At 73.2% G+C, this 25,127-nt stretch carries 26 protein-coding genes; 15 read left to right on the top strand and 11 right to left on the bottom strand.

All coding sequences use genetic code 11. The features are described 5' to 3' along the window. The first annotated feature begins 107 nt into the window (after window positions 1-107). The 3 genes from ACIPPM_RS07475 to ACIPPM_RS07465 all read left to right on the top strand — a co-directional run bounded on the left by ACIPPM_RS07475 (window position 108) and on the right by ACIPPM_RS07465 (window position 3,527). A complete protein-coding gene (locus tag ACIPPM_RS07475; protein ID WP_401444304.1) occupies window positions 108-773 on the top strand; it encodes a class II aldolase/adducin family protein in 666 nt (221 codons plus the stop codon). A gap of 50 nt (window positions 774-823) precedes the next feature. Next, window positions 824-1,945 carry an alpha/beta hydrolase gene (locus ACIPPM_RS07470; RefSeq protein ID WP_401444301.1) on the top strand — a complete coding sequence of 374 codons (1,122 nt, stop codon included), beginning with the start codon at window positions 824-826 and terminating at the stop codon, window positions 1,943-1,945. 178 nt (window positions 1,946-2,123) lie between these two features. Then, window positions 2,124-3,527 carry a hypothetical protein gene (locus ACIPPM_RS07465; RefSeq protein ID WP_401444299.1) on the top strand — a complete coding sequence of 468 codons (1,404 nt, stop codon included), beginning with the start codon at window positions 2,124-2,126 and terminating at the stop codon, window positions 3,525-3,527. 27 nt (window positions 3,528-3,554) lie between these two features. Here ACIPPM_RS07465 and ACIPPM_RS07460 read toward each other — a convergent pair whose 3' ends face one another. Continuing rightward, the gene (locus tag ACIPPM_RS07460) at window positions 3,555-4,433 is read right to left on the bottom strand and encodes a helix-turn-helix domain-containing protein (protein WP_401444297.1); all 879 of its coding nucleotides are present in this window, start codon (window positions 4,431-4,433) and stop codon (window positions 3,555-3,557) included. Window positions 4,434-4,621: 188 nt separating this feature from the next. Here ACIPPM_RS07460 and ACIPPM_RS07455 point away from each other — a divergent pair, with 188 nt between their 5' ends. Next, window positions 4,622-5,599 carry an aldo/keto reductase gene (locus tag ACIPPM_RS07455; RefSeq protein ID WP_401444294.1) on the top strand — a complete coding sequence of 326 codons (978 nt, stop codon included), beginning with the start codon at window positions 4,622-4,624 and terminating at the stop codon, window positions 5,597-5,599. 63 nt (window positions 5,600-5,662) lie between these two features. Here the strand turns inward: ACIPPM_RS07455 and ACIPPM_RS07450 are convergent, their stop codons facing one another. Beyond that, a complete protein-coding gene (locus ACIPPM_RS07450; RefSeq protein WP_401444292.1) occupies window positions 5,663-6,073 on the bottom strand; it encodes a VOC family protein in 411 nt (136 codons plus the stop codon). A gap of 73 nt (window positions 6,074-6,146) precedes the next feature. Continuing rightward, a complete protein-coding gene (locus ACIPPM_RS07445) occupies window positions 6,147-7,043 on the bottom strand; it encodes a neutral zinc metallopeptidase (protein WP_393595910.1) in 897 nt (298 codons plus the stop codon). A gap of 216 nt (window positions 7,044-7,259) precedes the next feature. Between ACIPPM_RS07445 and abc-f the strand changes: the two genes are divergently transcribed. From abc-f to ACIPPM_RS07430, 3 genes are all read left to right on the top strand, one after another. Beyond that, complete coding sequence (gene abc-f, locus ACIPPM_RS07440) at window positions 7,260-8,858, top strand: ribosomal protection-like ABC-F family protein (RefSeq protein ID WP_401446354.1); 1,599 nt, start codon at window positions 7,260-7,262, stop codon at window positions 8,856-8,858. 373 nt (window positions 8,859-9,231) lie between these two features. Further along, window positions 9,232-9,453 carry a helix-turn-helix domain-containing protein gene (locus ACIPPM_RS07435; RefSeq protein WP_004002281.1) on the top strand — a complete coding sequence of 74 codons (222 nt, stop codon included), beginning with the start codon at window positions 9,232-9,234 and terminating at the stop codon, window positions 9,451-9,453. A gap of 129 nt (window positions 9,454-9,582) precedes the next feature. Further along, complete coding sequence (locus ACIPPM_RS07430; protein ID WP_401444289.1) at window positions 9,583-10,386, top strand: enoyl-CoA hydratase/isomerase family protein; 804 nt, start codon at window positions 9,583-9,585, stop codon at window positions 10,384-10,386. Between the two features lie 23 nt (window positions 10,387-10,409). Here the strand turns inward: ACIPPM_RS07430 and ACIPPM_RS07425 are convergent, their stop codons facing one another. Beyond that, window positions 10,410-11,129 carry a nucleopolyhedrovirus P10 family protein gene (locus ACIPPM_RS07425; protein WP_401444287.1) on the bottom strand — a complete coding sequence of 240 codons (720 nt, stop codon included), beginning with the start codon at window positions 11,127-11,129 and terminating at the stop codon, window positions 10,410-10,412. Window positions 11,130-11,227: 98 nt separating this feature from the next. Between ACIPPM_RS07425 and ACIPPM_RS07420 the strand changes: the two genes are divergently transcribed. The 5 genes from ACIPPM_RS07420 to amaP all read left to right on the top strand — a co-directional run bounded on the left by ACIPPM_RS07420 (window position 11,228) and on the right by amaP (window position 13,655). After that, window positions 11,228-11,692: an Asp23/Gls24 family envelope stress response protein gene (locus ACIPPM_RS07420; protein ID WP_393595974.1), complete on the top strand. Its 465-nt coding sequence runs from the start codon at window positions 11,228-11,230 to the stop codon at window positions 11,690-11,692. Window positions 11,693-11,774: 82 nt separating this feature from the next. After that, entirely contained in the window at window positions 11,775-12,008 is a 234-nt protein-coding gene (locus ACIPPM_RS07415; RefSeq protein WP_393595907.1) for a hypothetical protein, read from the top strand. Window positions 12,009-12,013: 5 nt separating this feature from the next. After that, entirely contained in the window at window positions 12,014-12,424 is a 411-nt protein-coding gene (locus ACIPPM_RS07410; RefSeq protein ID WP_401444284.1) for a hypothetical protein, read from the top strand. Next, entirely contained in the window at window positions 12,421-13,068 is a 648-nt protein-coding gene (locus tag ACIPPM_RS07405; protein ID WP_401444281.1) for a DUF6286 domain-containing protein, read from the top strand. Before ACIPPM_RS07410 ends, ACIPPM_RS07405 begins: the two co-directional genes overlap by 4 nt. Next, window positions 13,065-13,655 (top strand): alkaline shock response membrane anchor protein AmaP, encoded by a 591-nt coding sequence (amaP, locus tag ACIPPM_RS07400; RefSeq protein ID WP_401444279.1) that lies wholly within the window; start codon window positions 13,065-13,067, stop codon window positions 13,653-13,655. The genes ACIPPM_RS07405 and amaP overlap by 4 nt, the downstream gene beginning before the upstream one ends. A 24-nt stretch (window positions 13,656-13,679) precedes the next feature. Here the strand turns inward: amaP and ACIPPM_RS07395 are convergent, their stop codons facing one another. The 5 genes from ACIPPM_RS07395 to ACIPPM_RS07375 all read right to left on the bottom strand — a co-directional run bounded on the left by ACIPPM_RS07395 (window position 13,680) and on the right by ACIPPM_RS07375 (window position 18,446). Beyond that, the gene (locus ACIPPM_RS07395) at window positions 13,680-14,435 is read right to left on the bottom strand and encodes an SDR family oxidoreductase (RefSeq protein ID WP_393595903.1); all 756 of its coding nucleotides are present in this window, start codon (window positions 14,433-14,435) and stop codon (window positions 13,680-13,682) included. A gap of 4 nt (window positions 14,436-14,439) precedes the next feature. Then, a complete protein-coding gene (locus ACIPPM_RS07390; protein WP_401444276.1) occupies window positions 14,440-16,233 on the bottom strand; it encodes a glycoside hydrolase family 15 protein in 1,794 nt (597 codons plus the stop codon). Window positions 16,234-16,299: 66 nt separating this feature from the next. Further along, window positions 16,300-17,130, bottom strand: a complete 831-nt coding sequence (locus ACIPPM_RS07385; RefSeq protein WP_401444273.1) for an SURF1 family protein — start codon at window positions 17,128-17,130, stop codon at window positions 16,300-16,302. A gap of 16 nt (window positions 17,131-17,146) precedes the next feature. Then, window positions 17,147-17,380: a hypothetical protein gene (locus ACIPPM_RS07380; RefSeq protein ID WP_078858611.1), complete on the bottom strand. Its 234-nt coding sequence runs from the start codon at window positions 17,378-17,380 to the stop codon at window positions 17,147-17,149. Between the two features lie 79 nt (window positions 17,381-17,459). Then, complete coding sequence (locus ACIPPM_RS07375; protein ID WP_401444270.1) at window positions 17,460-18,446, bottom strand: DEDDh family exonuclease; 987 nt, start codon at window positions 18,444-18,446, stop codon at window positions 17,460-17,462. A gap of 240 nt (window positions 18,447-18,686) precedes the next feature. Here ACIPPM_RS07375 and ACIPPM_RS07370 point away from each other — a divergent pair, with 240 nt between their 5' ends. Further along, complete coding sequence (locus ACIPPM_RS07370; RefSeq protein ID WP_401444267.1) at window positions 18,687-19,733, top strand: zinc-dependent alcohol dehydrogenase family protein; 1,047 nt, start codon at window positions 18,687-18,689, stop codon at window positions 19,731-19,733. Window positions 19,734-19,737: 4 nt separating this feature from the next. Here ACIPPM_RS07370 and ACIPPM_RS07365 read toward each other — a convergent pair whose 3' ends face one another. Together ACIPPM_RS07365 and ACIPPM_RS07360 are read right to left on the bottom strand one after the other, a co-directional pair. Beyond that, window positions 19,738-21,123, bottom strand: coding sequence for a CoA transferase (locus ACIPPM_RS07365; protein ID WP_401444264.1), 1,386 nt, complete (start codon window positions 21,121-21,123; stop codon window positions 19,738-19,740). A gap of 53 nt (window positions 21,124-21,176) precedes the next feature. Continuing rightward, a complete protein-coding gene (locus ACIPPM_RS07360; protein ID WP_401444261.1) occupies window positions 21,177-22,718 on the bottom strand; it encodes a S8 family peptidase in 1,542 nt (513 codons plus the stop codon). Window positions 22,719-23,006: 288 nt separating this feature from the next. Between ACIPPM_RS07360 and ACIPPM_RS07355 the strand changes: the two genes are divergently transcribed. Continuing rightward, entirely contained in the window at window positions 23,007-23,357 is a 351-nt protein-coding gene (locus ACIPPM_RS07355; protein WP_393595896.1) for a DUF485 domain-containing protein, read from the top strand. Continuing rightward, entirely contained in the window at window positions 23,354-24,997 is a 1,644-nt protein-coding gene (locus tag ACIPPM_RS07350; protein ID WP_401444258.1) for a cation acetate symporter, read from the top strand. The genes ACIPPM_RS07355 and ACIPPM_RS07350 overlap by 4 nt, the downstream gene beginning before the upstream one ends. The last annotated feature ends 130 nt before the right edge of the window (window positions 24,998-25,127 follow it).

The raw sequence follows: 25,127 nt of genomic DNA, 5'->3' as shown, positions 1-25,127 counted from the left end.
AGAAGTGTGACTATTTCTGGCGTTTCTGATCGGTTTCGCTCGTTCGGAGGCGCGTGCGGAGCGCGGAAGCGGGCACGCGTCCGGCCCCCGGCTGGCAGGATCGCCGCATGGCGGAACAGCGGCGGGACCCGGACGACGACGAGGCGCGGACCTGGGCCGAGCTGGTGGCCACCGCCCGGCGGACCGTCACCGACGGGCTGGTCGTCGGCACCTCGGGCAACGTCTCCGCACGGGTGGGCGACACCGTGCTGGTCACCCCCTCGGGCGTGCCCTACGACCGGCTCACCCCCGCCGACATCACCGGCGTCGACCTCTCCGGCCACCAGGTGCTCGGGTCCCTGGTGCCGACCAGCGAGCTCCCCCTGCACCTCGCGGTGTACCGCACCACCGACGCCCGCGCGGTCGTCCACACCCACGCCGTGCACGCCACCGCCGTCTCCACCCTCGTCACCGAGCTGCCCGCGATCCACTACATGACCTGCGCCCTCGGCGGCCCCGTACGGGTCGCCCCCTACGCTGCCTACGGCACCCCCGAACTCGCCGCCCACATGCTGCGCGCCCTGGAGGACCGCGCCGGCTGCCTGCTCCGCAACCACGGCACGCTCACCTATGGGGACACCCTGGACGGCGCCTACGACCGCACCGCCCAGCTGGAGTGGATGTGCCGCGTCTGGCTCACGGCGTCCTCGGTGCCGGGCCTGACCCCGGCCCTGCTGACGGAGGCGGAGCTGGCCGAGGCGGGGGAGCGGCTGCGGGGGTACGGACAGCGCTGAGCGCGGGTGCTCCACTGGCCGGTACCGGCCCCGCCCCCGACACTGGACGCGTGCGCAAAGTCCACGTAGTCGCCGCCGCCATCGGTGCCGTGCTCGCCGCGGGCGCCGCGTCCGTGGCCGTCGGCAGACTGGCCAGCGGTGCCGCGCTGAAGCTGCCGCCCGGCCGCCCCCTGCCCGGCGAACCCCGCCTCACCGTGCACGGTGTGGAGGGCGGCCGGATCACCCTCACCCGCGGCCTCGCCTCCCGCCGCCCCGGCGTCTACGGCCTCGCGGGCAACGGCTCGCACGCCGTCGTCGGACCGGTGCGGGAGGGCGACGAGCAGAGCGCCGACACGGTCGTCCGCGCCCTCGAACGCCTCACCCACGGGTCCTTCACCCCCGGCGACTCCGCCTGGCTCACCCCCAACGCCTACGTGGGCGACCCCGGCTCCGCCCTCGGCCTCGAGTACGCCGACATCGACATCCCCGGTGAACTCGGCCCGCTCCCCGCCTGGTTCGTGCCCGGACCCCGGGACACCTGGGTGATCGCCGTGCACGGTCTCGGCACCACCCGCGAGCAGACCCTCAACGTCATGGGGATACTCCACGCCCTCGGGCTGCCCGTGCTCGCCCTCGCCTACCGGGGCGACCTCGGCGCACCGCGTTCCCCGGACGGCCTCAGCCACCTCGGCGAGACCGAGTGGCGCGACGTGGACGCCGCGATCCGCTACGCCGTCCGCTACGGCGCCCGCCGGGTCGTCCTCCTCGGCTGGTCCACCGGCGCCACGATGGCCCTGCGTGCCGCCGAACGCTCCTCCGTACGGGACCGCGTGGCCGGGCTGATCCTCGACTCGCCCGTCCTCGGCTGGGAGGCCACCCTCCGCGCCCTGGCCCACGCCCGCCACGTCCCCGGCCCCCTGCTGCCGCTGGCGGTACGCGCCGCCCAGGGCCGCGCCGGGATGCGCACCGCCCGCCAGGCCGTGGGCGTGGAACCCCTCAAGGTGCCCACCCTGATCATCCACGGCCCGGACGACACGATCGCCCCCTGGGCGGACTCCCGCCGCCTGGCCGCCCGTCAGCCCGGCCTCATCTCCCTCCACCCCGTCCCCAAGGCCCCCCACGGCGCCATGTGGAACGCGGACCCCACGGCCTACGAGGACCTGCTCCGCCGCTTCCTGACCCCGTTGCTGTAGCCCTCCGGACGCGCGGAACCAAGGCGGAAGCCCCGGTTCCCCGGCAAGTTCCGGCCGAACGGGACGCGCCTGCCGGGACCCCGGCCGACGCGCCGCGAGGCAGCTGCCTTGGCCCTCTGTGTTGCCCGCTGTGACATCCCGTTTGGGTTTTCGGACCGTCAACCGGAAGACTGCACCCGTGACGTCCCGTATCCCGCGCGACTCCAGGCTTCGACTCGTCCGACCGCGACCCCTGGCCGCCGCCCCCAGAGCTGTGAACCAGCGGCGCACGCGCCGCGCCGCGCCCCGGCCGCCCGAGGGCACACCGGCCCCCGCCGAACTGGCGAGACTCGCCCGGACCGTCCTCGCCGGGGCGGTCCGCGTGGCCCGGTGGGCCGACCTCGCCCTCGGACCCGGCAGCGACGCCGCCACCGCCGACGGCAAGGCCACCCTCTCCGAGCCGACCGCCGACCGCGCCGCCGCCGACCTCGGCCTCACCACCGCGCAGATCCGCGCCGACTGGGACACCGCCCGCCTCTCCGGCCTGGTCGAGGTGCACGGCGACAGCGCCCGCCCCGGCTGGCGGCTGCGCGCCTGGGACCGGGACGACAGCGCCGTACTGCGCGGCTGGGTCGCCCTCTTCGACGCCTGGTCGCTGGCCAGCCCCGAGCCGCACGGCCATGAGGCGGCCACCGTCGCCGAGGTCGTCTCGGCCATGCCCCAGGTCCTCTCCTTCCTCCAGCTCTCCGCCGGGCCCGTCCCCGCCGAGCAGCTGCTCGACCTGCTCCAGCAGCGGGTCACCGAACTGCGCACCGAACGCTGCGAGGTCACCTACGCTCCCGGCGCCGTCGAGGCCCCCGTCCTCGCCGCCCCCGCCCCGGACGTCCCCCTCGCCCCCCTCCTGGACTGGGCCGTCGAAGCGCTCGCCGCCGTCGGCGCCCTCACCCACGGCGACGGCCACGCCACCCTCACCCCCCTCGGCAGCTGGGCGGTCTGGGTCAAGTTGGAGCAGATCTGCGTCGCCGCGCAGAGCCCCGCCGGGAACATCGAGCAGTCCGCCGAGGACATGCTCCGCGGCTGCGCCCAGCTCCGCCCCAACGCCGCCCGCGCCGAATACCGCGCCTGGCTCGCCGCCCGCACGGTCGGCGGCGCCGTCGGCCAGCTCCTGGCCGCCGCCCGCGGCGACGACGCCCTGCTGCGCGGCCTCGCCTTCGAGGCGCTCCGCGTGGTCGGCGCCCCCGCCGAGCACGACGTACGCGCCGTCGTCGCCGAGCCCGCGCTGCGCCCCTACGCCCTGCTGTGGCTCGCCGAGTACGACGGCGTCGACCCGGAGGACGCCCACGAGGTCCTCACCCGCGAGGAAGCCACCTGGCTGTGGGTCGACACCGCCGCCGCCGTCGCCGACCACGGCGAGACCGACATGCTGGTCCGGCACCTGGAGGCGGCGGTGCAGCCCACCGTCCCCGCCCTGCTGGAGGAGGTCCGGGCCGTCGGCCACCCCCGCACCGTGCAGGTCCTGGTCGCGCTCGCCGCCGCCCACCCCGACCCCGCGCTCGCCAAGGCCGTACGCCGCGCCGCCTTCCAGGTGCACACCGGAGGCTGAGCACCGCCCGCCGCGATGTGCCCGGGATCAGTCCTGCGGGCCACCGGCCGGCCGGGCCGGTGCGGGGGCGGACTGCCAGGAGCCGAGGATGCGCAGCGCGTGGTCCTCGGGGCTGCCGGGCTCGGCGGTGAGGACCATGAACATGACGTCGGGGTCGTCGGGGCTGACCCAGGTGTCGCATTCGAGGGTGAGAGGCCCGGCGAGCGGGTGCCGGTAGCGCTTGGGGCCCGAGGTGGTGTCGGAGACGATCCGCCCGTTCCACCAGGCGCGGAACTCGGGGCTGCGGACCGACAGCTCACCCACCAGCGCGGCCAGCCGCGGGTCGTCGGGGTTGCCCGCGGTCTCCATCCGCAGCAGTGCCGCGCTGAGCCGCGCCGCGTCCTCCCAGTCGGTGTACAGGCCGCGCATGCCGGGATCGAGGAACAGCAGCCGGGTGTAGTTGCGCTCGCGCGGCGCCAGCTTGCCGAAGTCCTGGTACAGGGCCACGGCGGCCTGATTCCAGGCGAGGATGTCGTTGTAGCGGCCCAGCACCAGGGCCGGCAGATGCCCGAGGGCGTCGAGCATCCGCTGCACCGAGGGCCGCACCCGCTGGACCTTGCGGTGACGCCGTGCGGCGGGTGCCTTGCCCGCCAGTTCGTACAGGTACGCCTGCTGTGCCGTGTCGAGCCGCAGCGCGCGCACCAGGGAGGCGAGCACGGTCGCGGACGCCCGTACGCGCCCCTGCTCGATGCGGGTGTAGTAGTCGGTGCTCATCGTGGCCAGACGGGCGACCTCGTCCCGCCGCAGCCCCGGTACGCGCCGCTGGGTCCCGTCATCGGCGAGACCGACCTGCGCGGGCGACAGCTCGGCCCGGCGCGCCTTGAGGAACGCGCCGAACTCCGAGCGGGGTGAACGCGAATCGGTCATGACAGCCACTATGCCTCCGCGACGACTCCGGCTCGCGCCGTCGAGAGGGGGCAGGAATCTTCCCCGGCACACGTGCTCCCCGGCAGGAACCTTCCTCTCCCGCACCCGGGCGACAGCGTGCAGCGTGGAGTCGAAGAACCACGAGAACCACAAGAACCACAAGAACCGCGAGAACAAGGAGCTTTCTGATGCGACACGTCTTCCTGGGTGCGCTGGACGTCTCCCGGATCGGTCTGGGCGCCATGTCGATGTCCGGTGTCTACGACGTCGGACAGGGCAGCGAGGCCGAGTCGATCCGTGCCATCCACCGGGCCCTCGACCTGGGCGTCACCCACATCGACACCGCGGAGGCGTACGGCCCGTTCACCAACGAGGAACTGGTCGGCCGGGCGCTCAAGGGCCGCCGTGACCAGGTCGTCCTGGCGACCAAGTTCGGCGTGATCTCGCACGCCGGTGGCGTCTCGGGCGGGCTCGACAGCAGCCCGGCGAACATCCGCACCGCTGTCGAGGGCTCCCTCGAGCGGCTCGGCACCGACTACATCGACCTGTACTACCAGCACCGGGTCGACCCGGACACCCCGATCGAGGACACGGTCGGCACGCTCGCCGAACTGATCGCCGAGGGCAAGGTCCGCCACCTCGGTCTGTCCGAGGCCGCCCCCGCCACGATCCGCCGGGCGCACGCCGTCCACCCCGTCACCGCGCTGCAGACCGAGTACTCGCTGTGGACCCGGGACGTGGAGGCGGAGATCCTGCCGCTGCTGCGCGAGCTGAACATCGGCCTCGTCCCGTACTCGCCGCTCGGCCACGGCTTCCTCACCGGGCGGCTCCGCTCCGCCGACGACATCGCCGACGACGACTGGCGCAAGAACAACCCGCGCTTCACCGGCGAGAACTTCCGGCGCAACCTCGGGATCGTCGACGAGGTCAGGGCCGTCGCCGCCGAGGCCGACGCCACACCGGCCCAGATCGCCCTGGCCTGGCTCCTCGCGCAGGGCGACGACATCGCGCCCATCCCCGGCACCAAGCGGGCCGCCCGTGTCGAGGAGAACTCCGGCGCCGACGCCGTCCGGCTCAGCGCCGGGCAGCTCGAACGGCTCGACAACCTGACCCCGGCCGCCGGTGAACGCCACGAGGAAAGCTTCATGGCCACGATCGACCGCTGACGACCGCCGGAGGTGTCACCCGGACCGGCCGCCGCGCACGGCCCGCCGAAGCGCCCCCGCCGCTCAGGGAGTCAAGGCGGGGGCGTACGTCCCGAAGCTCCAGATGTTGCCCTCGGCGTCCCGCGCCATGTAGTCCCGCGAGCCGTAGTCCTGGTCCGTCGGGGGCATCAGGATCTCCACGCCGTGCTCCACCGCACGCCGGTGATGGGCGTCCACGTCGTCCACCACCACGTACGTCCCCGCCGGGCCCGCGCCGCGCATCGTCTCGTCGAAGACGCCGCCCCGCCCCTTGGACCCCAGCATCACCGCCCCGTTCCCCTGGGTCAGCTCGGCGTGCAGCACCGTGCCGTCCTCCGACTCGTACACCGCCAGCTCGGTGAAGCCCAGCGCCTCCGTCAGCTGGGCGATGGCCGCCCGCGCGTCCGCGTACAGCAGCGTCGGGTACACGCTCGGGCGCCCACTCGTGTCCGCCATGCCGGTCACTCCCTCGTGCACGGTTGTCGTCCCGCTTCGTCCCCTCAGTCTGGCAGCGACCACTGACAACGCCTCAGCGGAACGTGTCGCACCGGTCCGGATCGCCCGTCCGGTACCCCTGGTCGAACCACTGCTGGCGCTGCAGCGAGGAGCCGTGCGTCCAGGTCTCCGGGGTGACCTTCCCCTGGAACTCCTCCTGGATACGGTCGTCGCCCACCGCGGCCGCCGCGTTCAGCCCGTCCTTGATGTCGGCCGGGGTCAGCTCGGTGATCAGCGGCTTGCCCGTCGACTCGTCCGGCGTCGTCGTCGCGTGGTGCGCCCACACCCCGGCGTAGCAGTCCGCCTGCAGCTCGACCCGGACCGAGTTGCTGTTCTCGCCGGTCAGCCCGTCCTGGCTGCGGCCCAGCGTGCCCTTGAGGTCCTGCACATGGTGGCCGTACTCGTGCGCGATGACGTACGCCTGCGCGAACGGGCCGCCGCTCGCCCCGAACTTGGTGCGCAGTTCGTCGAAGAACCCCAGGTCGAGATAGACCCGCTGGTCACCGGGGCAGTAGAACGGCCCCACGGCCGCCGTCGCCGCCCCGCAGGCCGTCCGGATCTGCCCGCTGAAGAGGTACGTCTCCGCCGGGGTGTACCGCTGCCCCCGCTGCCGGAACTCGCCCGACCAGTAGTCCTGCACGCTGTTGACCACCGCGACCACCCGGCAGTCCTCCCGGCTGTTCGCGTCCCGGCCGGTCCGGCACTCCTGCTGCACCTCGCCGATCGAGGAGGGCTGGGAGGCGGCCTCGTCCCCGCCGGAGGAGAGCCCGAGCTGGTCCGGGCCGACGCCCAGGAACAGCGCCAGCAGCAGCCCGACCAGCCCGACGACCCCGCCGCCGATCGTCGCCCGGCCGCCCGGCAGCCGACTCCCGCTCCCGCGCACGTCCCGCACCTCGGAGGTGTCCAGATTCGCGTCGTCGTCGAACTGCACAGCCCGTCACTCTCCGTCCATGGCGCCACGTCCGTCCCGCGGTCCTGGCGGCATTCCTACCCCGAGACGCCCCGGACCCCGCCACCCGAGGCAGGAAAAGGGGCTTGCCCGCCCCCGTTAGACTGGGCCCCATGGCCATTCTCCTCGCGCATTAGACGGCGGGAACGCCCTCGACAGCCGCCCATCCGTCAACCACGTACGCCCAGGAGTATGTCCGTGATCTCCGCCTCCGGTATCGAGCTGCGCGCCGGTGCGCGCGTCCTCATCGAGAACGCCACCTTCCGCGTCGCCAAGGGCGACCGCATCGGCCTCGTCGGCCGTAACGGTGCAGGCAAGACCACCCTCACCAAGTGCCTCGCCGGTGACGGCGTCCCGGCCGCCGGCACCATCACCCGCTCCGGCGAGGTCGGCTACCTGCCGCAGGACCCCCGCACCGGCGACCTCGACGTCCTCGGCCGTGACCGCATCCTCTCCGCCCGCGGCCTCGACGTCCTGATCCGCAAGATGCGCGAGAACGAGCAGCGCATCGCGAACGGCTCCGGCGCCACCCGCGAGAAGGCCATGCGCCAGTACGAGCGCCAGGAGACCGAGTTCCTCACCAAGGGCGGGTACTCCGCCGAGGCCGAGGCCGCGACCATCGCCGCCGCGCTCAACCTGCCCGACCGCGCCCTCGGCCAGCCGCTGCACACCCTCTCCGGTGGTCAGCGCCGTCGTATCGAGCTGGCCCGCATCCTGTTCTCGGACGCCGACACCCTGCTGCTCGACGAGCCGACCAACCACCTCGACGCCGACTCGATCGTCTGGCTGCGGGACTACCTCAAGACCTACCGCGGCGGCTTCATCGTGATCTCCCACGACGTCGACCTGGTCGAGACGGTGGTCAACAAGGTGTTCTACCTGGACGCCAACCGCGCCCAGATCGACGTCTACAACATGGGCTGGAAGCTCTACCAGCAGCAGCGCGAGGCCGACGAGAAGCGCCGCAAGCGCGAGCGGCAGAACGCCGAGAAGAAGGCCGCCGCCCTGCACACGCAGGCCGACAAGATGCGCGCCAAGGCCACCAAGACGGTCGCCGCGCAGAACATGGCCAAGCGCGCCGACAAGCTGCTCTCCGGCCTGGAGGCGGTCCGCCAGTCCGACAAGGTCGCCAAGCTCCGCTTCCCCGAGCCCGCGCCCTGCGGCAAGACCCCGCTGATGGCGGAGGGCCTGTCGAAGTCGTACGGCTCGCTGGAGATCTTCACCGACGTCGACCTGGCCATCGACAAGGGCTCGCGCGTCGTCATCCTCGGCCTCAACGGCGCGGGCAAGACCACCCTGCTGCGCCTCCTCGGCGGCGCGGAGCAGCCCGACACCGGCTCGGTCGTCCCCGGCCACGGCCTCAAGCTGGGCTACTACGCGCAGGAGCACGAGACCCTGGACCCCGAGCGCACGGTCCTGGAGAACATGCGCTCGGCCGCGCCGGACCTGGACCTGGTCGAGGTCCGCAAGACGCTCGGCTCGTTCCTGTTCTCCGGCGACGACGTGGACAAGCCCGCCGGGGTCCTCTCCGGCGGTGAGAAGACCCGGCTCGCGCTCGCCACCCTGGTCGTCTCCTCGGCCAACGTGCTGCTGCTGGACGAGCCCACCAACAACCTCGACCCCGCCAGCCGCGAGGAGATCCTCGGCGCCCTGCGCACCTACAAGGGCGCGGTGGTCCTGGTCACCCACGACGAGGGCGCCGTGGAGGCGCTCCAGCCGGAGCGGATCATCCTGCTCCCGGACGGCGTGGAGGACCTGTGGGGCGCCGGGTACGCCGATCTGGTGGCCCTCGCCTGACCTCGCAGGCCCCTGCTCGGCCCGCCCGGAGGCCGGGTGATCCACCCCGACCGGATCATTCGGCCCAGCGGTGATCCACCATCTGAGTGAGATCTCCTCATACCGAGGTGTGTCCTACACGGATTTCGCGGCCGGTCCCCCTGTACCCCAGCGGTACCGGGGGACCGGCCGTCTCACGTCTCTGACCTGGGACTTCCCGATTCCACCCGTTCGGCGGTACGCGCACGCCGCTTCGGAATGAGCGGTTCCGTATGTGGGGACCCGCTCCTGTCGTCACAACCTCGTCTCACGGACCTTGCCGAATGGGTGGCCAACCCGCCGAGAAGGGGTGATCATGAGAAGACCAGAGCGCACTTCCCATGAGGAGGACCGGGTGGCCGAGACTCTGAAGAAGGGCAGCCGGGTAACCGGCGCCGCGCGCGACAAGCTCGCGGCAGACCTGAAGAAAAAGTACGACTCCGGTGCGAGCATCCGGGCGCTGGCCGAGGAGACCGGTCGCTCGTATGGCTTTGTGCACCGGATGCTCAGCGAGTCGGGCGTCACGCTCCGTGGGCGTGGCGGTGCGACGCGGGGCAAGAAGGCCGCGTCGTCCTGACTCCGGGCGGTCCATCGGCTTCGATGGTGGCCACCCGGTCGGTCCCGTGATCGTCCGGGTGGTTACTGTGCAGTCACTTCGCGGTGCCGTACGGCTCCGCGCGATGACCGCACCCATCGGAGGCGCCCCATGGCTTCGCCCGACCAGGACCTCACTCCTGTTCTCGACAAGGACGGGGTACGGCTCACCGTCGACGACGCGCTCGCCACGGTGACCCTGACCAACCCGGCCAAGCGCAACGCGCAGAGCCCCGCTCTGTGGCGGGCACTGGCCGAGGCGGGCCGGGCGCTGCCGGGTTCCGTCCGGGTCGTCGTGCTGCGCGGTGAGGGCAAGTCCTTCTCCGCCGGGCTGGACCGGCAGATGTTCACCCCGGAGGGGATCGAGGGCGAGCCGACCTTCATCGATCTCGCGCGCCGTGACGACGCCGGGGTCGACGAGGCCATCGCCGCGTACCAGGAGGCGTTCACCTGGTGGCGGCGCAACGACATCGTGTCCATCGCCGCCGTGCAGGGACACGCCATCGGCGCCGGGTTCCAACTGGCCCTCGCCTGTGACCTGCGCGTCGTCGCCGACGACGTGCAGTTCGCCATGCGCGAGACCAGCCTCGGCCTGGTCCCCGACCTCACCGGCACCCACCCGCTGGTCGGCCTCGTCGGCTACGCCCGCGCGCTGGAGATCTGCGTCACCGGCCGCTTCGTGCACGCCGAGGAGGCGGTCGTCTCCGGCCTCGCCAGTGTCGCCGTGCCCGCCGCCGAACTCGACGGCGCCGCGCACGACCTGGCCGCCGCGGTGCTAGCCGCCCCGCGCGACGCCGTGGTGGAGACCAAGGCACTGCTGCGCGGTGCCGTCGGCCGCTCCTTCGACGAGCAGGTCGTCGCCGAGCGCGCCGCCCAGGCCCGCCGTCTGCGGGACCTCGCGGGCATCGGGGACTGATCCCGGCATCCCTCGCCCGGCGCTCACTCCACGCCGGTCACCAGGACCGCCACCGTCGGGCGGTCCTCCAGCGTCTCCCGCACCGCCGCGCGCACCCGCTGGGCCACCTCCGTGGCCCGGTGGGCGGAGTCCGTGGCCAGTTCCACGTACACGTGCCGGTGCGGGAGCGCCGCGTCCGAGGCGCGCCGCTCGACCCGTACCGCGTGGCCGCGGTCGCCGAAGGCCGCCGTCAGCCGGGTCACGCCGGACACCGTGAGCACGGCCGCGGCCACCAGCGCCTCGTCCGGGTCGGTGGTCCGCTCGGCGTCCGGCGGGCGCTGGACCGGGGCGGCCGGGGCCGGTGCGGCGGGCGGCTCCAGCAGGTCCGTCACCCGCAGGTCCACCTCCGTCACCGTCAGCCCCAGCCGGTCCGCCGCCGTCGTCAGCGCGGACCGCAGCCGGTCCGCCGTCACCGGCAGCGGCCGGTCGCCGACCGCCGCGAAGTCCGCCGTCACCCGCAGCGGCCCCGGCCACAGCGCGCTCGGCGGCGCCGGTACGACCGGCTCGCGCACCTCCCCCGGATCGCCCGGCCCGATCCGCAGCGTGCCCAGCCGGGCCCCCGGCACCTCGGCCGCCGCCGCCCCGGCCAGCACGGACACGGCCGCCCGCTCCGTCATCCACGCGCCGTCCCTGCTGCCGCCGAGCGGCAGCACTCTGCCGGGCGCCAGTCGCTGCCGTACCGCCTGTGTCCAGTCCGCCGTCATTGCTCCAGCCTGCCCTCTCCACGGCGCGCGACGGCGCAGGCGTGCTTACGGTGGTCGGAGAACGACGACCGAAAAGGGGAGCAGTGGCGATGAGCGAGATGGCAACCCACGGCGGCGAGAACGAGCCGCAGACCTCGGCCCGCAAGCAGACCCGGTCCGGCGGCGGCGACCCGGCGACCCGAGGCCGCACCACGATCGCGGACGGAGTCGTCGAGAAGATCGCCGGAATGGCGGCACGTGACGTGGTGGGCGTGCACGCCATGGGCAGCGGGATCTCCCGCACCTTCGGCGCCGTGCGCGACCGGGTGCCGGGCGGCGGCAAGGCGGTCACCCGAGGGGTGAAGGCCGAGGTCGGCGAGGTGCAGACCGCGCTCGACCTGGAGATCGTCGTCGAGTACGGCTTCCCGATCGGCGAGGTGTCCCGCGCGGTCCGGGAGAACGTGATCGCCGCCGTGGAGCGGATGACCAGCCTCGAGGTCGTCGAGGTCAACATCGCGGTCAGCGACGTCCACCTGCCCGACGACGAGGACGACGAGGAGCCGGAGCAGCCTCGTATCCAGTGAGTCACGGGGTACTCGGAGAAGGGGCCGACCGGCTGAGTGAGCCGGCCGGGCGGGCTGACTCAGTCGAAGGAGCGCTGCAGAGATGAGCATGGCAGCAGTCGGCATGATCGCCGGAATGGCGCTGGGCTTCGCCGGGTTCTACGGCGGCTTCGGAGCCTTCGTGCTGGTGGCGGCCCTCGGGGCCGTCGGATTCTTCGCCGGCCGCTTCGTGGACGGCGAACTGGAACTCGGCGACTTCTTCCGCCGCCGTGACGACCGCACCCGCCGTGACGACCGGTTCCGCTCCGGCGGCGACCGGCGCGACTGGCGCCGGTGACCGCGATGAGCACGGACACCGGCGCGGCGGCGCCGGTGGCTGTCCCGGACCGTAACCCGCCGGGCGAGCGCGGGTTCACCCGGATCGCGGACCGGGTCGTCGCCAAGATCGCCGCGCGGGCCGCGCGCGAGGCGATCGCCCCCCTGCCCCGGAACCTCTCCGCCCCGCACGCCACGGTCAACGTCCGTCCCCGGGCGCGCGGCACCGGCCCGGTGGAGGACAGCCCGTTCGCCACGGCCCGGGTGCGGGTCACCCTGGAGCTCGAGTACCCCGGCGACATCGGCGCCCGCTGCGCCGCCGTACGCCACCGGGTCACCGAGCGGGTGGGCACGCTGGCCAACATGGAGGTGCCGGAGGTGGTCGTCGAGGTCGAGCGGCTGCGGCTGCCCGGTGAGCGGCAGGGGAGGACGGTATGAGCGAGCCCCCGCAGGACGCCACCCGGCCCATGCCCGTGGTCGACACCCGCAAGCACCCCGATCCGACCGCCGAGCAACCCGCCCTGTCCCCGGACGCCAAGGGCAGCGGACGTTTCTGGTCCGCCCGCCGCGTCCCCTCGGCGCTCATCGCCCTGCTCACCCTGGGCGGCGCCGGGCTGCTGCTGTACGACGTCGTCGCCGTCCGTACCGGGCACCCGGCGATGTACTGGCGCCGCGAACTCGCCCGCCAGCTGGCCCAGCGGCCCCTGGACGACATCCCGGTGCTCGCGGGCGCCGCCTTCGTCACCGCCGTCGGCCTCTGGTTGATCCTGCTCGCGATCACCCCCGGCCTGCGCAACCTGCTGCCCATGCTCCGCCCGCGCCCCGACGTACGCGCCGCGCTCACCCGCGACGCCGCCGCCCAGGTGCTGCGGGACCGGGCCGTGGAGGTCTCCGGGGTGCGCGAGGCGCGGGTGAAGATGCGCCGCCGCCGGGCCGACGTACGGGTGATCTCGCACTTCCGGGACCCCGCCGAGGTGCGGAGCGACCTGGACACCGCGCTGGCCGGTGCGGTCACCGACCTCGGCATGACCAGGCGCCCCAAGCTGTCGGTACGCCTCCGGGGACCCGGGAAGAAGGGATGAGCGGCATGCGTTCAGGAGCCGTCAACCGTGTTCTGCTGGCGCTCGCCGGACTGGTGCTGTTCGTGCTCGGCGGGTCCGTGCTGGCCGTCGGCCTCGGCGCGCCCTCGCCCTCCTGGTGGCCGCACTCCGGCCGCCACGACGTGCTGCTCAGCCGGGCCGAGCGCACCGCCTGGCGGGACCAGGACTGGTGGTGGCCCGCGCTGATCGCGCTGCTCGCCGTCCTGCTGCTGATCGGGCTGTGGTGGCTGGTGTCGGTGCTGCGCAGGCACCGGCTGCACGAGATCCTCGTCGACACCGGCGACGGCACCGGCGCCTTGGTGCGCGGCGGCGCGCTGGAGTCCGCACTCGCGGACGACGCGGCCCGGCGGCCGGGCGTGGCCGGAGCCGACACCCGGCTGAGCGGCCGCCGTACGTCCCCCGCGCTGCGCGCCGGGCTCCGGCTGGAACCCGACGCGTCCCCGGCCGCCGCGCTGGCCGACTTCGCGACGCACCCGCTGGGCGCCGCCCGCGACTCGACGGGCCTGGAAGCGCTCCCCACCGAGGTGCGGCTGCGGAAGGTCCGGCACAAGGCGGACCGGGTGAGCTGACGGCCCGCCCCCAAAAAAAGCGGGCTAGAACCCGTGCCGCATGCCCCCGTCGACCGGCAGCATGACGCCCGTCAGATAGGACGCGGCCGGGGACAGCAGGAACGCGGCCACCCGGCCGAACTCGTCCGGCGTGCCGTAGCGGCGCAGCGGGATGCGGGACTCGTTCGCCGCCCGGGTGGCCACCGGGTCGGCGGACATCGAGTCCAGCTCGCGCACCCGGTCGGTGTCGATGCGGGCCGGGAGCACACCGACGACCCGGATGCCGCGCGGGCCCAGCTCGTCGGCGAGGGACTTGGCGAACCCGGCGAGGCCCGGCCGCAGCCCGTTGGAGACGGTCAGCCCCGCGATCGGCTCGTGCACCGAACCCGACAGCACGAACCCGATGACCCCGCCCGGTTCCAGTTCGGCCGCCGCCGCGCGGGCGAGGCGCACCGCGCCGAGGAACACCGACTCGAACGCGTCCCGCCACTGCTCGTCGCTGTTGTCCGCGACGAAGCCGGGCGGCGGGCCGCCGACGCTGATGAGGATGCCGTCGAAACGGCCGAAGCGCTCACGGGCCAGGGCGATCAGCCGCTCCGGGGCGTCCGCCTCGGCGTTGCCGACGGCCACGCCCACCGCGTCCGGGCCCAGTTCGGCGGCGGCGTCCGCCACCCGCTGCTCGTCCCGGCCGGTGACGACCACCTTTGCCCCGTCCGCGACGAGCTGCCGCGCGGCGGCGTTGCCCAGGCCGCGCGAGGCGCCGGTGACGATGTACACCCGGTCCTTCAGTCCAAGATCCATGCCCCTATCCTGCCTCCTCGGTGCCGAACAGCGTCAGGGCGGTGTTCACCAGCGCGATGTGGCTGAACGCCTGCGGGAAGTTGCCCAGCTGGCGCCCGGCCACCGGGTCGTACTCCTCGGCCAGCAGCCCCACGTCGTTGACCAGCCCCGCCAGCTTCTCGAACAGCGCGCGGGCCTCGTCGGTGCGGCCGGTCATGTGCAGGGCGTCGGCCAGCCAGAAGGAGCAGGCGAGGAAGGCGCCCTCGCCCTCGGGCAGCCCGTCGACCACCGGGCCGCCGGGGTTCTCGGTGTCGTAGCGGCGCACGAAGCCGTCCTCGCCCAGGTCGGCGGCGATCGCGTCGACCGTGCCGATCACCCGGGGGTCGTCCGGGGGCAGGAAGCCCACGCGCGGGATCAGCAGCAGCGAGGCGTCCAGCTCGCGCGAGCCGTAGTACTGGGTGAAGGTGTTGCGCTCCGGGTCGTAGCCCTTGGCGCACACCTCGTCGTGGATCTCGTCGCGCAGCGCCCGCCAGCCGGTCAGGTCACCCTCCAGCTCCGGGTGCTCCTCCAGGGTGCGTACGGCGCGGTCCACGGCCACCCACGCCATCACCTTGGAGTGCGTGAACTGCCGCCGTCCGCCGCGCACCTCCCAGAGTCCCTCGTCCGGCTGCCGCCACTGTTCGTCGAGGAAGTCGATCAGTGCGCACTGCAGGGCCCACATGTGCGGCCGGGCCGACAGACCCGACCGTCGGGCCAGCCACAGGGAGTCCATCACCTCGCCGTACACGTCCAGCTGGAGCTGGTCCACCGCGCTGTTGCCGACGCGGACCGGGGCCGAGCCCGCGAACCCGGCGAGCCAGGGCAGCTCGGTCTCCGGCAGTCGGCGCTCGCCCGCGACCCCGTACATGATCTGCAGGTCCTCGGGGCTGCCCGCGACCGCCCGCAGCAGCCAGTCGCGCCATGCCTCGGCCTCCTCGTGGTAGCCCGCGGCGAGCAGCACGTTCAGGGTGAGGGTGGAGTCGCGCAGCCAGCAGTAGCGGTAGTCCCAGTTGCGCACCCCGCCCAGCCACTCCGGCAGCGAGGTGGTGGCCGCCGCGACGATCCCGCCGGTGGGCCGGTAGGTGAGCGCCTTCAGGGTGATCAGCGAGCGGACCACGGTGTCCCGGTACGGCCCGTCGTAGCGGCAGCGGCCGGTCCAGCGCCGCCAGTCCCGGACGCTGGAGCTGAGCGCCTTGTACGGGTCGATCAGACGGGGGCGCGGCTGGTGCGAGGGGTGCCAGGTGAGCACGAACGCGACCCGCTCGCCCTCGGCCACGGTGAACTCCGAGTGGGTGCCGAGATCCTCGCCCCAGGTCCGTACGTGCGGTTCGGACCGCAGCCAGGTGGAGTCCGGGCCCGCGACGGCCACCCGGTGCCCGTCCGCGCGGCGCATCCACGGCACGATGGAGCCGTGGTCGAAGCGCAGCCGCAGCGTGCTGCGCACGGTGACCCGCCCGCTGACCCCCTCCACGATCCGTACGACGTCCGGGACCTTCTCGCGCTGCGGCATCAGATCGGTGACGCGCAGCGTGCCCTCGGGGGTGTCCCACTCGGTGTCCAGGACGAGGGTGTCGGGGCGGTAGGCGCGGCGGGTGCAGGTGTCCGCGCCCTTCGGCGCGATCCGCCAGTAGCCGTTGTCCTCGTCGCCGAGCAGCCGGGCGAAGCAGGCGCCGGAGTCGAAGCGGGGCAGGCAGAGCCAGTCGATCGAGCCGTCCCGGCCGACCAGGGCGGCGGTCTGCTCGTCGCCGATGACGGCGTAGTCCTCGATGCGCGGGGTCACGGGATGGCGATTCCCCGTGCGGACTGACGGGCAATCAGGTGGTGCGCCGGGGGAGTGACGCCAGGGTCACACGGTGGCGGGTTCCGCCTCGGCCGGGCTCTCCTGCGCGGCGTCCGCCGCCCGGTCGCGCAGCTCGCGCCGGACCAGGAACCACCAGCCGACGGGCACGGCGGCGGCGAACAGCCACCACTGGATCATGTACGCGTAGTTCAGCGGGGCGTCCTCGCTGCCGGGGCTGGAGATCTGCTCCGGGGTGCCGCCCCTGGGCTCCGGCGCGGTCTGCTCGACGTAGCCGCCGAGCACCTGGGCGCCGAGCCGCTTCGCCTGGTCCGCGCTGTCGATCAGCATCAGCTGGCGGGCCGGCAGACCCGCGAGCTGCTTGATGCCGCTGGCCTCGGTGGTCTCGTCGGCCTTCAGGCGGCCGGTGATCGTGACCTTCCCGGCCGGGGGCGCGGGGACCTTCGGGAAGTCGGTCTGGGCGCCGTTCGCCGGAATCCAGCCCCGGTTGACCAGCAGTACCCGGCCGTCGGTCAGCCTCAGCGGGGTCAGGACGTGGAAGCCCACCTCGTCGTCGGCGTTGGTGCGGCGCCGGACGACCTCCTCGTGGGCGGTGTCGAAGGTGCCGGTCGCGGTGACCGTGCGGTACTTGTCGGCGTGGGTGACGGCGCGGCCGGGGGCGGCGAGCCGTTCCACGGGCACCGGGGTGGCGTGCAGGGCCCGCGCGACCAGGTCGTTGCGGGCGGTGCGTTCCTCGTACCGGTCGTGCTGCCAGAAACCGAGCCTGATCATCGTCGGGATCAGCGCGATCACGACGAGGGTGAGGATCACCCACTGGCGGGTGAGCAGGAAGCGGTAGCGGTGCACCCCACGACGGTACCTCCGGGCCGTGGGGCGCATTCGGGCGGGTACCGGGTCAGACCCGGTCCACCACCCCCGCCTTCCCCTCGGCGCGGGCGCAGTGGGCGCCGCAGTACCAGTGGCCCTCCACCTCGACGCCCTGGCCGATGATCTGCACCCGGCAGTGCTCGCAGATCGGTGCCATGCGGTGGATGGCACAGGAGAAGCAGTCGAAGACGTGCACCGCGCCCTGTGCGTGGACCTCGAAGGTCATTCCGTAGTCATTGCCGCAAACTTCGCATCTCGCCATGCGCCTCAGAGTGGGCCGTTCCCGGTCGCCGGGCGGGCGGACGCGGGCGCGAATCGCGGGGAATCACCCGTCCGTACGGCTATCCGGCCGCGTCCTCGACGTCCCGCAGCAGCTGACCGAAGGCCGCCTCGTCGATGACCGGGGTGCCGAACTGGCGGGCCTTGGCCGTCTTGGAGGTGCCCGAGTCGGGGTCGTTGGTGACCAGCAGGCTGGTCAGCCGGGACAGGCTGGTGGCCACGTGCAGCCCGGCCTCGGTCGCCCGGTCCTCCAGCAGTTCGCGCTCGGTGGAGGTGTCACCCGAAAAGGCCACCCGCATGCCCTGCTTGAGACGTTTGCCCGGTTCGTACCGGCCGGGGTTGGGGTGCGGGCAGGCGGGCCGCTTGCGGGCCGGGCGCCAGCCGGGGCCGCGTCCGCCGCCGTAGGAGCCGGTCGCCTGACGGCCGATGAGCGGGGCGTCCGACCACTCGGTGAGCGGACGGCACTCCAGCAGGGGCAGCCGCACCTCGTTCGCAGCGGCCGCGCGCAGGCTCGGCCGGAACGCCTCGGCCAGCACCCGCGCGTCGTCCAGCGCGTGGTGCGCGCGCTGCTGCACGACCCCGAAGTGCGCGGCGAGCGACTCCAGCTTGAAGTTGGGCAGCGGCAGCCGCAGCTCCTTGGAGAGCGCGATGGTGCACAGCCGCTGCCGCACCGGGGGCTCGCGCCGGGCGCGCGCGTACTCCCGCGCGATCATCTGCCAGTCGAACACCGCGTTGTGCGCGACCAGCACCCGGTCCGCCAGCCGGGCCGCGAACTCCTCCGCCACCTCCGCGAAGAGCGGGGCGCCTTCGAGCACGTCGCTCGTCAGCCCGTGTATCCACACCGGGCCGGGGTCGCGCTCGGGGTTGACCAGCGTGTACCAGTGGTCCTCGACCTCGCCGCGCGCGTCCAGCCGGTACACGGCCGCCGAGATGATCCGGTCGTCGCGGGCCAGCCCGGTGGTCTCGACGTCGACGACCGCGTATCCCTTCGGATACACGGCCGGCCACGGGGTGGGCGAGGACACTGCGGTCGCGGGGTCTTCGAGCATGGTCAATGAGGATACGGGGCCCCACCGACAGCCGGGCCGCCCAGGGGCTCGCACCCACCGGCCGGGTTGCGCCTCGCATGGGTGTACGTCCGCAAGAGCGTTACGGGGAACCGCCCTTGAGGACGTCCCCGCTGGTCCGGGGCCCCTCGCGGCACGTGGCCGCCCCGCGACGGCGTACCGTTGGTGCGCTCGGACGATGTCCGGGCGCACCCGCCTCCCTGTACGAGAAGGACCTCCGCCATGCGCGCCACCACCATCCACGCCCCGTACGACATGCGTGTGGCGGACGTGCCCGAGCCGATCGTGCAGCTGCCCACCGACGCCGTCGTACGGGTGCTGCGCGCCTGTATCTGCGGCAGCGACCTGTGGGCCTACCGGGGCGACGCGGCCCGGCAGCCGGGGCAGCGGATCGGGCACGAGTTCCTCGGTGTCGTCGAGGAGACCGGCTCCGAGGTGGGCACCCTGAAGCGCGGGGACCTCGTGGTCGCGCCGTTCATGTGGTCCGACGGCACCTGCGAGTACTGCGCCGAGGGCCTGACCACGTCCTGCGTGCACGGCGGCTTCTGGGGCTCCGTCGGCTACGACGGCGGCCAGGGCGAGGCCGTGCGGGTGCCGTTCGCCGACGGCACCCTGGTGAAGCTGCCCAAGGAGGCGGCCTCCGACGAGCACCTCCTCACCGGCCTGCTCACCCTCTCCGACGTGCTCGGCACCGGCCACCACGCCGCCCTCGGCGCGGGCGTCCGCCCCGGCGCCACGGTCGCCGTCGTCGGTGACGGCGCGGTCGGCCTGTGCGCGGTGCTGGCCGCCAAGCGGCTCGGCGCCGAGCGGATCATCGCGCTGGGCCGCCACGAGGCGCGTACCGACATCGCCCGCCGCTTCGGCGCCACCGACGTCGTCGCCGCGCGCGGCGCGGAAGCCGTCGCGGCCGTCCGTGAGCTGACCCGGGGCCAGGGCGCGCACGCCGTCATCGAGGCGGTCGGCACCGAGCAGTCCATGAACACGGCCGTCAACATCACCCGCGACGGCGGCGCCATCGGCTTCGTCGGCGTCCCCCACGGCAGCGGCACCGGCCTGGACCTCAGCGTCATGTTCGACCGCAACATCGCCCTGCGCGGCGGTGTCGCCCCGGTCCGCACCTACATCCCCGAGCTGCTCCCCGACGTCCTGGACGGCACCATCGACCCCTCCCCGGTGTTCGACATGACCGTCGACATCGAGGGCGTCCCGGACGGCTACAAGGCGATGGACGAGCGCACCGCGCTGAAGGTGCTCGTCACCAACGGCTGAACCGTCAGCTCCACGTCGCCGGGCTCGACCCCAGAGGGACCGGCGGAGCTGCCCAGTCCGTCGGCCCCCCGGTGAACGACACCGGGGGCCGCGCGTACCGCAACCGGCCCAGGGGGCCGTCCCGTTCGGCCAGCCACGCGTCCGGGCCCTCGTACTTCTGGCCGCCCGGGCGCGGGTCCCGTCCGGCGTCGTCGGTCAGCCAGTGCGCGGTCCGGGCGAGCGCGAGGCGCACCAGGCGGCCCTGGCCGTCGCGGGACCGTTCGGCCAGGGCGCGCAGGATGCCCGCCGCCATCAGATAGCCCGAGCCGTGGTCCAGGGCCTGCGCGGGCAGCGCACCGGGCTCCATGGTCGAGCCCTCGGTGGCCGCGATGCCGGTCGCCACCTGGACGAGGCTGTCGAAGCCGCGCCGCTCCGCCCAGGGCCCGTACGCGCCCCACGCCGAGATCTCGGCGACGACCAGGCCGGGGTACCGCTCGGCCAGTGCCTCGGCGGAGAGGCCGAAGCGGTCGAGGGCGCCGGGGCGGTAGCCGGTGACGACCACGTCGGCGGAGGCCAGCAGCTCTCCCAACACCTGCTTGTCGGCGCCCAGTTCGAGAGTGGCCGACCGCTTCCCGAAGCCGGTGTCCGCGTGCTGGTCGGCGAGTTCGGGCCGCTCGGGTCCGTCCACGCGCAGCACGTCGGCGCCGAGCAGCGCCAGGGTGCGGGTGGCGACGGGACCGGCGAGGACACGGGTGAGGTCCAGGACACGCAGTCCGGCGGCGGGCAGCAGGGGTGCGGACGCCCTTTCCAGGGGCGGGAGTTCGCGTCCCGAGGCCGCCCCGATCGGGGCGCGCTCCACCAGGGGGCGCTTGGCCACCTCGGCGGCCTGCGGATGAGCCGCCCACTGGCCGGGGGTGCGCAGGGCGACGGCCAGGCCACCGGCGGCGTACACCGTCTCCTCGATCTCCAGGGCGGAGCGGTCGAGGAGCAGCCGCTCCACGTCCTCGGGGGTGGCGCCGTCGGGCAGGCCCAGCGCGTCGAGGAGGCGGAGCCGGTGGTGCGGGTAGTTGGCGTGGGTGCGCACCCAGCCGTACGACGCCCGCCACCAGCGGGACAGCGGCGCGAAGTTGACCGGGGCACGGCCGTCGATCCGCAGCACCCGCTCGCTGTGGAAGGCGGTGGCGACCGCGCCGTCGTCCACCACGGCGCGCGGCACGGTGCCGAGCCCGGCCCGCAGCGCGCCCAGCTCGGCGGCGGCCAGCGCGCACGCGCCCACGCACGCGCGCGCCAGCCGCTGCACGGGCAGACGGGCGGCCATGGCCCCCGGCCGCTCGACGCAGACCAGCCGCGCGAGCAGCTCACGGTCGCCACCGAGCGCGACCCAGGCGGACTTGATCATGGGATCGATCATCGCTGCACTATGCACCAGCCGCCCGGGCCCGACAAGGAGGCACCAGAAAGGCCCTAGTGCGTCACCGCCGCCAGCGCGTCGGCCGTGCCCCAGCCGTAGAAGCCGTTGTGGTTCTTCGTGCCCTCGCACACCGCGTCGACCTTGCCGTCACCGTTGATGTCGTACGGGTCGGTGCACGGCGTGGCGGTCGCCTCCGCGTACAGCAGTGCCTTCACCACGGCGGCGGGGGCGTGCGGGTGGACCGACTTGATCAGCGCGGCGACGCCCGCGACATGCGGCGAGGCCATCGAGGTACCGGCCATGTAGCCCCACTTGCCGCCGGGCAGCGGGCCCAGGATGAGGCCGCTGACGGCGGGCGGGGCGGGGGTCTGGTAGGCGGTCGAGTCGCCGCCGGGGGCCGCGATGTCGATGGTGCCGAGGCCGTAGTTGGAGAACGACGACTTGATGCCCTTCGCGCCGGTCGCCGCGACCGTCACCACACCCGGCAGCTGGGTGGGTATGTCGAAGCACTTGCGCGGGTCGACGGTCCGGTCCGAGGGGGTGCCGTCGTTGGGGGAGGAGGAGTCGGTGATCGAGTCGGCGGCGAAGTCGTAGTTCTCGTTGCCCGCCGCCGCGACGTTGACCGTGCCCTTGCCCTCCGCGTACCGGGTGGCCCGCGTGATGGCGTCCACCAGGGCCTTCTGGTCCGGGTCGCCGGTGCAGTTGAAGTACCACGGGTCGGTGTAATAGCTGTTGTTGGTGACGTCCACGTGGTGCTCGGCCGCCCACACGAACCCGCAGACCACGGCCTCGGTGTAGAAGTAGCCGTCCGGGTTGCCCACCTTGATGCCGGAGACCTTCACGCCCGGCGCCACGCCCGTGATGCCGACGCCGTTCTTGGCGCCCGCTATCTCGCCCGCGACATGCGTGCCGTGCGGGGACTCCGACGCGCTCGGCCGCCAGGCGCCGTCCGCCGTGTCGGGGGCGCCGGAGACGCAGTTGACGGAGGCGGCCCGGTCGAAGTTGGGCGCGATGTCCGGGTGGGTGTCGTCCACCCCGGTGTCGATGACGGCGACCGTCACCTTGCTGCTGCCGAGCGTCTTCTCATGGGCCTTGTCCGCCTTGATGGCGGGCAGGTCCCACTGCAGCGGCTCCAACGGGTCCTGCCCGTCGACCGCCTTGGCCTTCGACAGCTCCGCCGCCGTCAGCGGCTTCGGCGTCCCGACGTCGGTGGTGGACTGCGCGGGCAGCGGCGCGTTGCGGGTGGCCCCGGCCGAGGAGACGCCGGGCGCCCGGCGGATCGACTTGGCGAAGTCCGGGTTGGCGGAGTGGACCACGATCACGCCGATACGGTCGTAACTGGCCACGACGGTGCCGCCCTCGCGTCCTATCGCGCGGCGCACCGACTCGATCGTGCGATGGTCCGTTCTCGTGTTGACCACGTAGGACAGGTTCGGGCCGTCGTACGTGGTGCCGGAACCCTCCGCCGCCCGCGTCGTCAGGGCCGTGGACGGGGTCGCCGAGGCCGCCGTCGGCAGGAAGCCGAGCGAGGCGGTCAGCGACAGCACGACCGGGACGGCCGGCGCGAACCGGCGCCGGGAGCGCAGATGAGCCATGGGATCTCCACATCATCCGGAAACGAAACCGCCCGAGGCACGGATGGCGCTCGGGCAGGTACATGACGGGTGGAACAAGGTGAAGCTATCCCGGTGGCGCGGATCTCCGAAAGGGCCGGGCCCGCGTGAACCGGCGTACGCGCCGGGCCGTGTGCGTCAACAAGGGGGCACGGCCGGATCGCGCCCCCCGGAAGATCACAACGGGGAGTCGCGCGTTGACGCCCGGTAACGTGATCTCCGTTCCAGTGAGGTCGGCAACCGCCCGTCCGTGACGCGAGGAGACCTTGAGTGGCGACCGAGACACCGCCCCCCGCGAAGCCCCCCCTTCCTTCACCCGAGGAGTTCACCGAGGCGCAGGCGAGCGCGGAGTTCGGTGAACTGCGCCGCGCCCACCGCTCGTTCGCCTTCCCGCTGACGATCGCCTTCATCGCCTGGTACCTGCTCTACGTGCTGCTCTCCTGCTACGCGGGCGGCTTCATGGGCACCAAGGTCGTCGGCAACATCAACGTGGCCCTCGTACTGGGCCTCGCCCAGTTCCTCACCACGTTCCTCATCGCCTGGTGGTACGCGCGGCACGCCGCCGCCAAGCTCGACCCCAAGGCCGCGGCCATCAAGTCCCGGATGGAGGGCGGCGCATGACCGGCGCTCAGTACACGACGACCGCTCAGCACACCCTGCTCGCGGCCGGTGAGGCCAGCGAGCACAGAGGTCTGATCATCTCCCTGTTCGCGGTGTTCGTCGCCGCGACCCTCGTCATCACCGTCTGGGCGGGCCGCCAGACCAAGGACGCCGCCGACTTCTACGCGGGCGGCCGCCAGTTCACCGGCTTCCAGAACGGCCTGGCCGTCTCCGGCGACTACATGTCCGCCGCGTCCTTCCTCGGCATCGCGGGCGCCATCGCCCTCTTCGGCTACGACGGCTTCCTGTACTCCATCGGCTTCCTGGTCGCCTGGCTGGTCGCCCTGCTCCTGGTCGCCGAGCCGCTGCGCAACTCCGGCCGCTACACCATGGGCGACGTGCTGGCCTACCGGATGCGCCAGCGCCCGGTGCGCACCGCCGCGGGCACCTCCACCATCGTGGTGTCGATCTTCTACCTGCTCGCGCAGATGGCGGGCGCCGGTGTCCTGGTCTCGCTGCTCCTCGGCATCACCAGCGACAGCGGCAAGATCGGCATCGTCGCGCTGGTCGGCGTGCTGATGATCGTGTACGTCACCATCGGCGGCATGAAGGGCACCACCTGGGTCCAGATGGTCAAGGCGGTGCTGCTGATCGCGGGCGCCCTGCTGCTGACCTTCCTGGTGCTGCTCAAGTTCGACTTCAACGTCTCCGACCTGCTGGGCAGCGCCGCGGACAACAGCGGCAAGGGCGCGGCCTTCCTGGAGCCCGGCCTGAAGTACGGCGCCACCGGCACCTCCAAGCTGGACTTCATCTCCCTCGGCATCGCCCTGGTCCTGGGCACCGCGGGCCTGCCGCACATCCTGATCCGCTTCTACACGGTCCCCACCGCCAAGGCCGCCCGGAAGTCCGTGATCTGGGCCATCGGCCTGATCGGCGCCTTCTACCTGATGACCCTCGCCCTCGGCTTCGGCGCCGCCGCGCTGATCAAGCCCGACGAGATCATCGCCTCCAACAAGGCGGGCAACACCGCGGCCCCGCTGCTCGCCCTGCACCTCGGGGGAGTGGACTCCAACTGGGGCGCCATCCTGCTGGCCAGCATCTCCGCCGTCGCCTTCGCCACGATCCTCGCGGTCGTCGCGGGTCTCACCCTGGCCTCCTCCTCGTCCTTCGCCCACGACATCTACGCCAACGTGATCAAGAAGGGCCGGGCCACCGAGAAGCAGGAGCTGCGCGCCGCCCGCTGGGCCACCGTCGGCATCGGCGCCGTCTCCATCGTGCTCGGCGCGCTCGCCCGCGACCTGAACGTGGCCGGACTCGTCGCGCTGGCCTTCGCGGTCGCCGCGTCGGCGAACCTGCCGACGATCCTCTACAGCCTGTTCTGGAAGCGCTTCACCACCTCCGGAGCCCTGTGGTCGATCTACGGCGGCCTGGTCACCGCGGTCGGCCTGGTGCTGTTCTCCCCGGTCGTCTCCGGCAAGCCCACCTCGATGTTCCCGGACGCCGACTTCCACTGGTTCCCGCTGGAGAACCCCGGCATCATCTCGATCCCGGTCGGCTTCCTGCTGGGCGCGGTCGGCACCCTGCTGTCCAAGGAGGTCCCGGACGCGCAGAAGTACGCCGAGCTGGAGGTACGGTCCCTGACCGGCACCGGAGCGCACTGAGCCGCCCGCCGAGGACACCTCACGGCCGCGGGGGGGGGGGGGGCGCCCCCCCCCCCCCCCCCGCGGGGGGGGGGGGGGGGGGGGGGGGGGGGGGGGGGGGGGCGCCCCCCCCCCCCCCCCCCCCCCCCCC

The sequence above is a fragment of the Streptomyces sp. NPDC090119 genome, from assembly GCF_044747085.1.
GTDB lineage: Bacteria > Actinomycetota > Actinomycetes > Streptomycetales > Streptomycetaceae > Streptomyces.
Note: the sequence above shows the minus strand (reverse complement) of the source record. Positions and strands in the feature narration are given on the sequence as shown.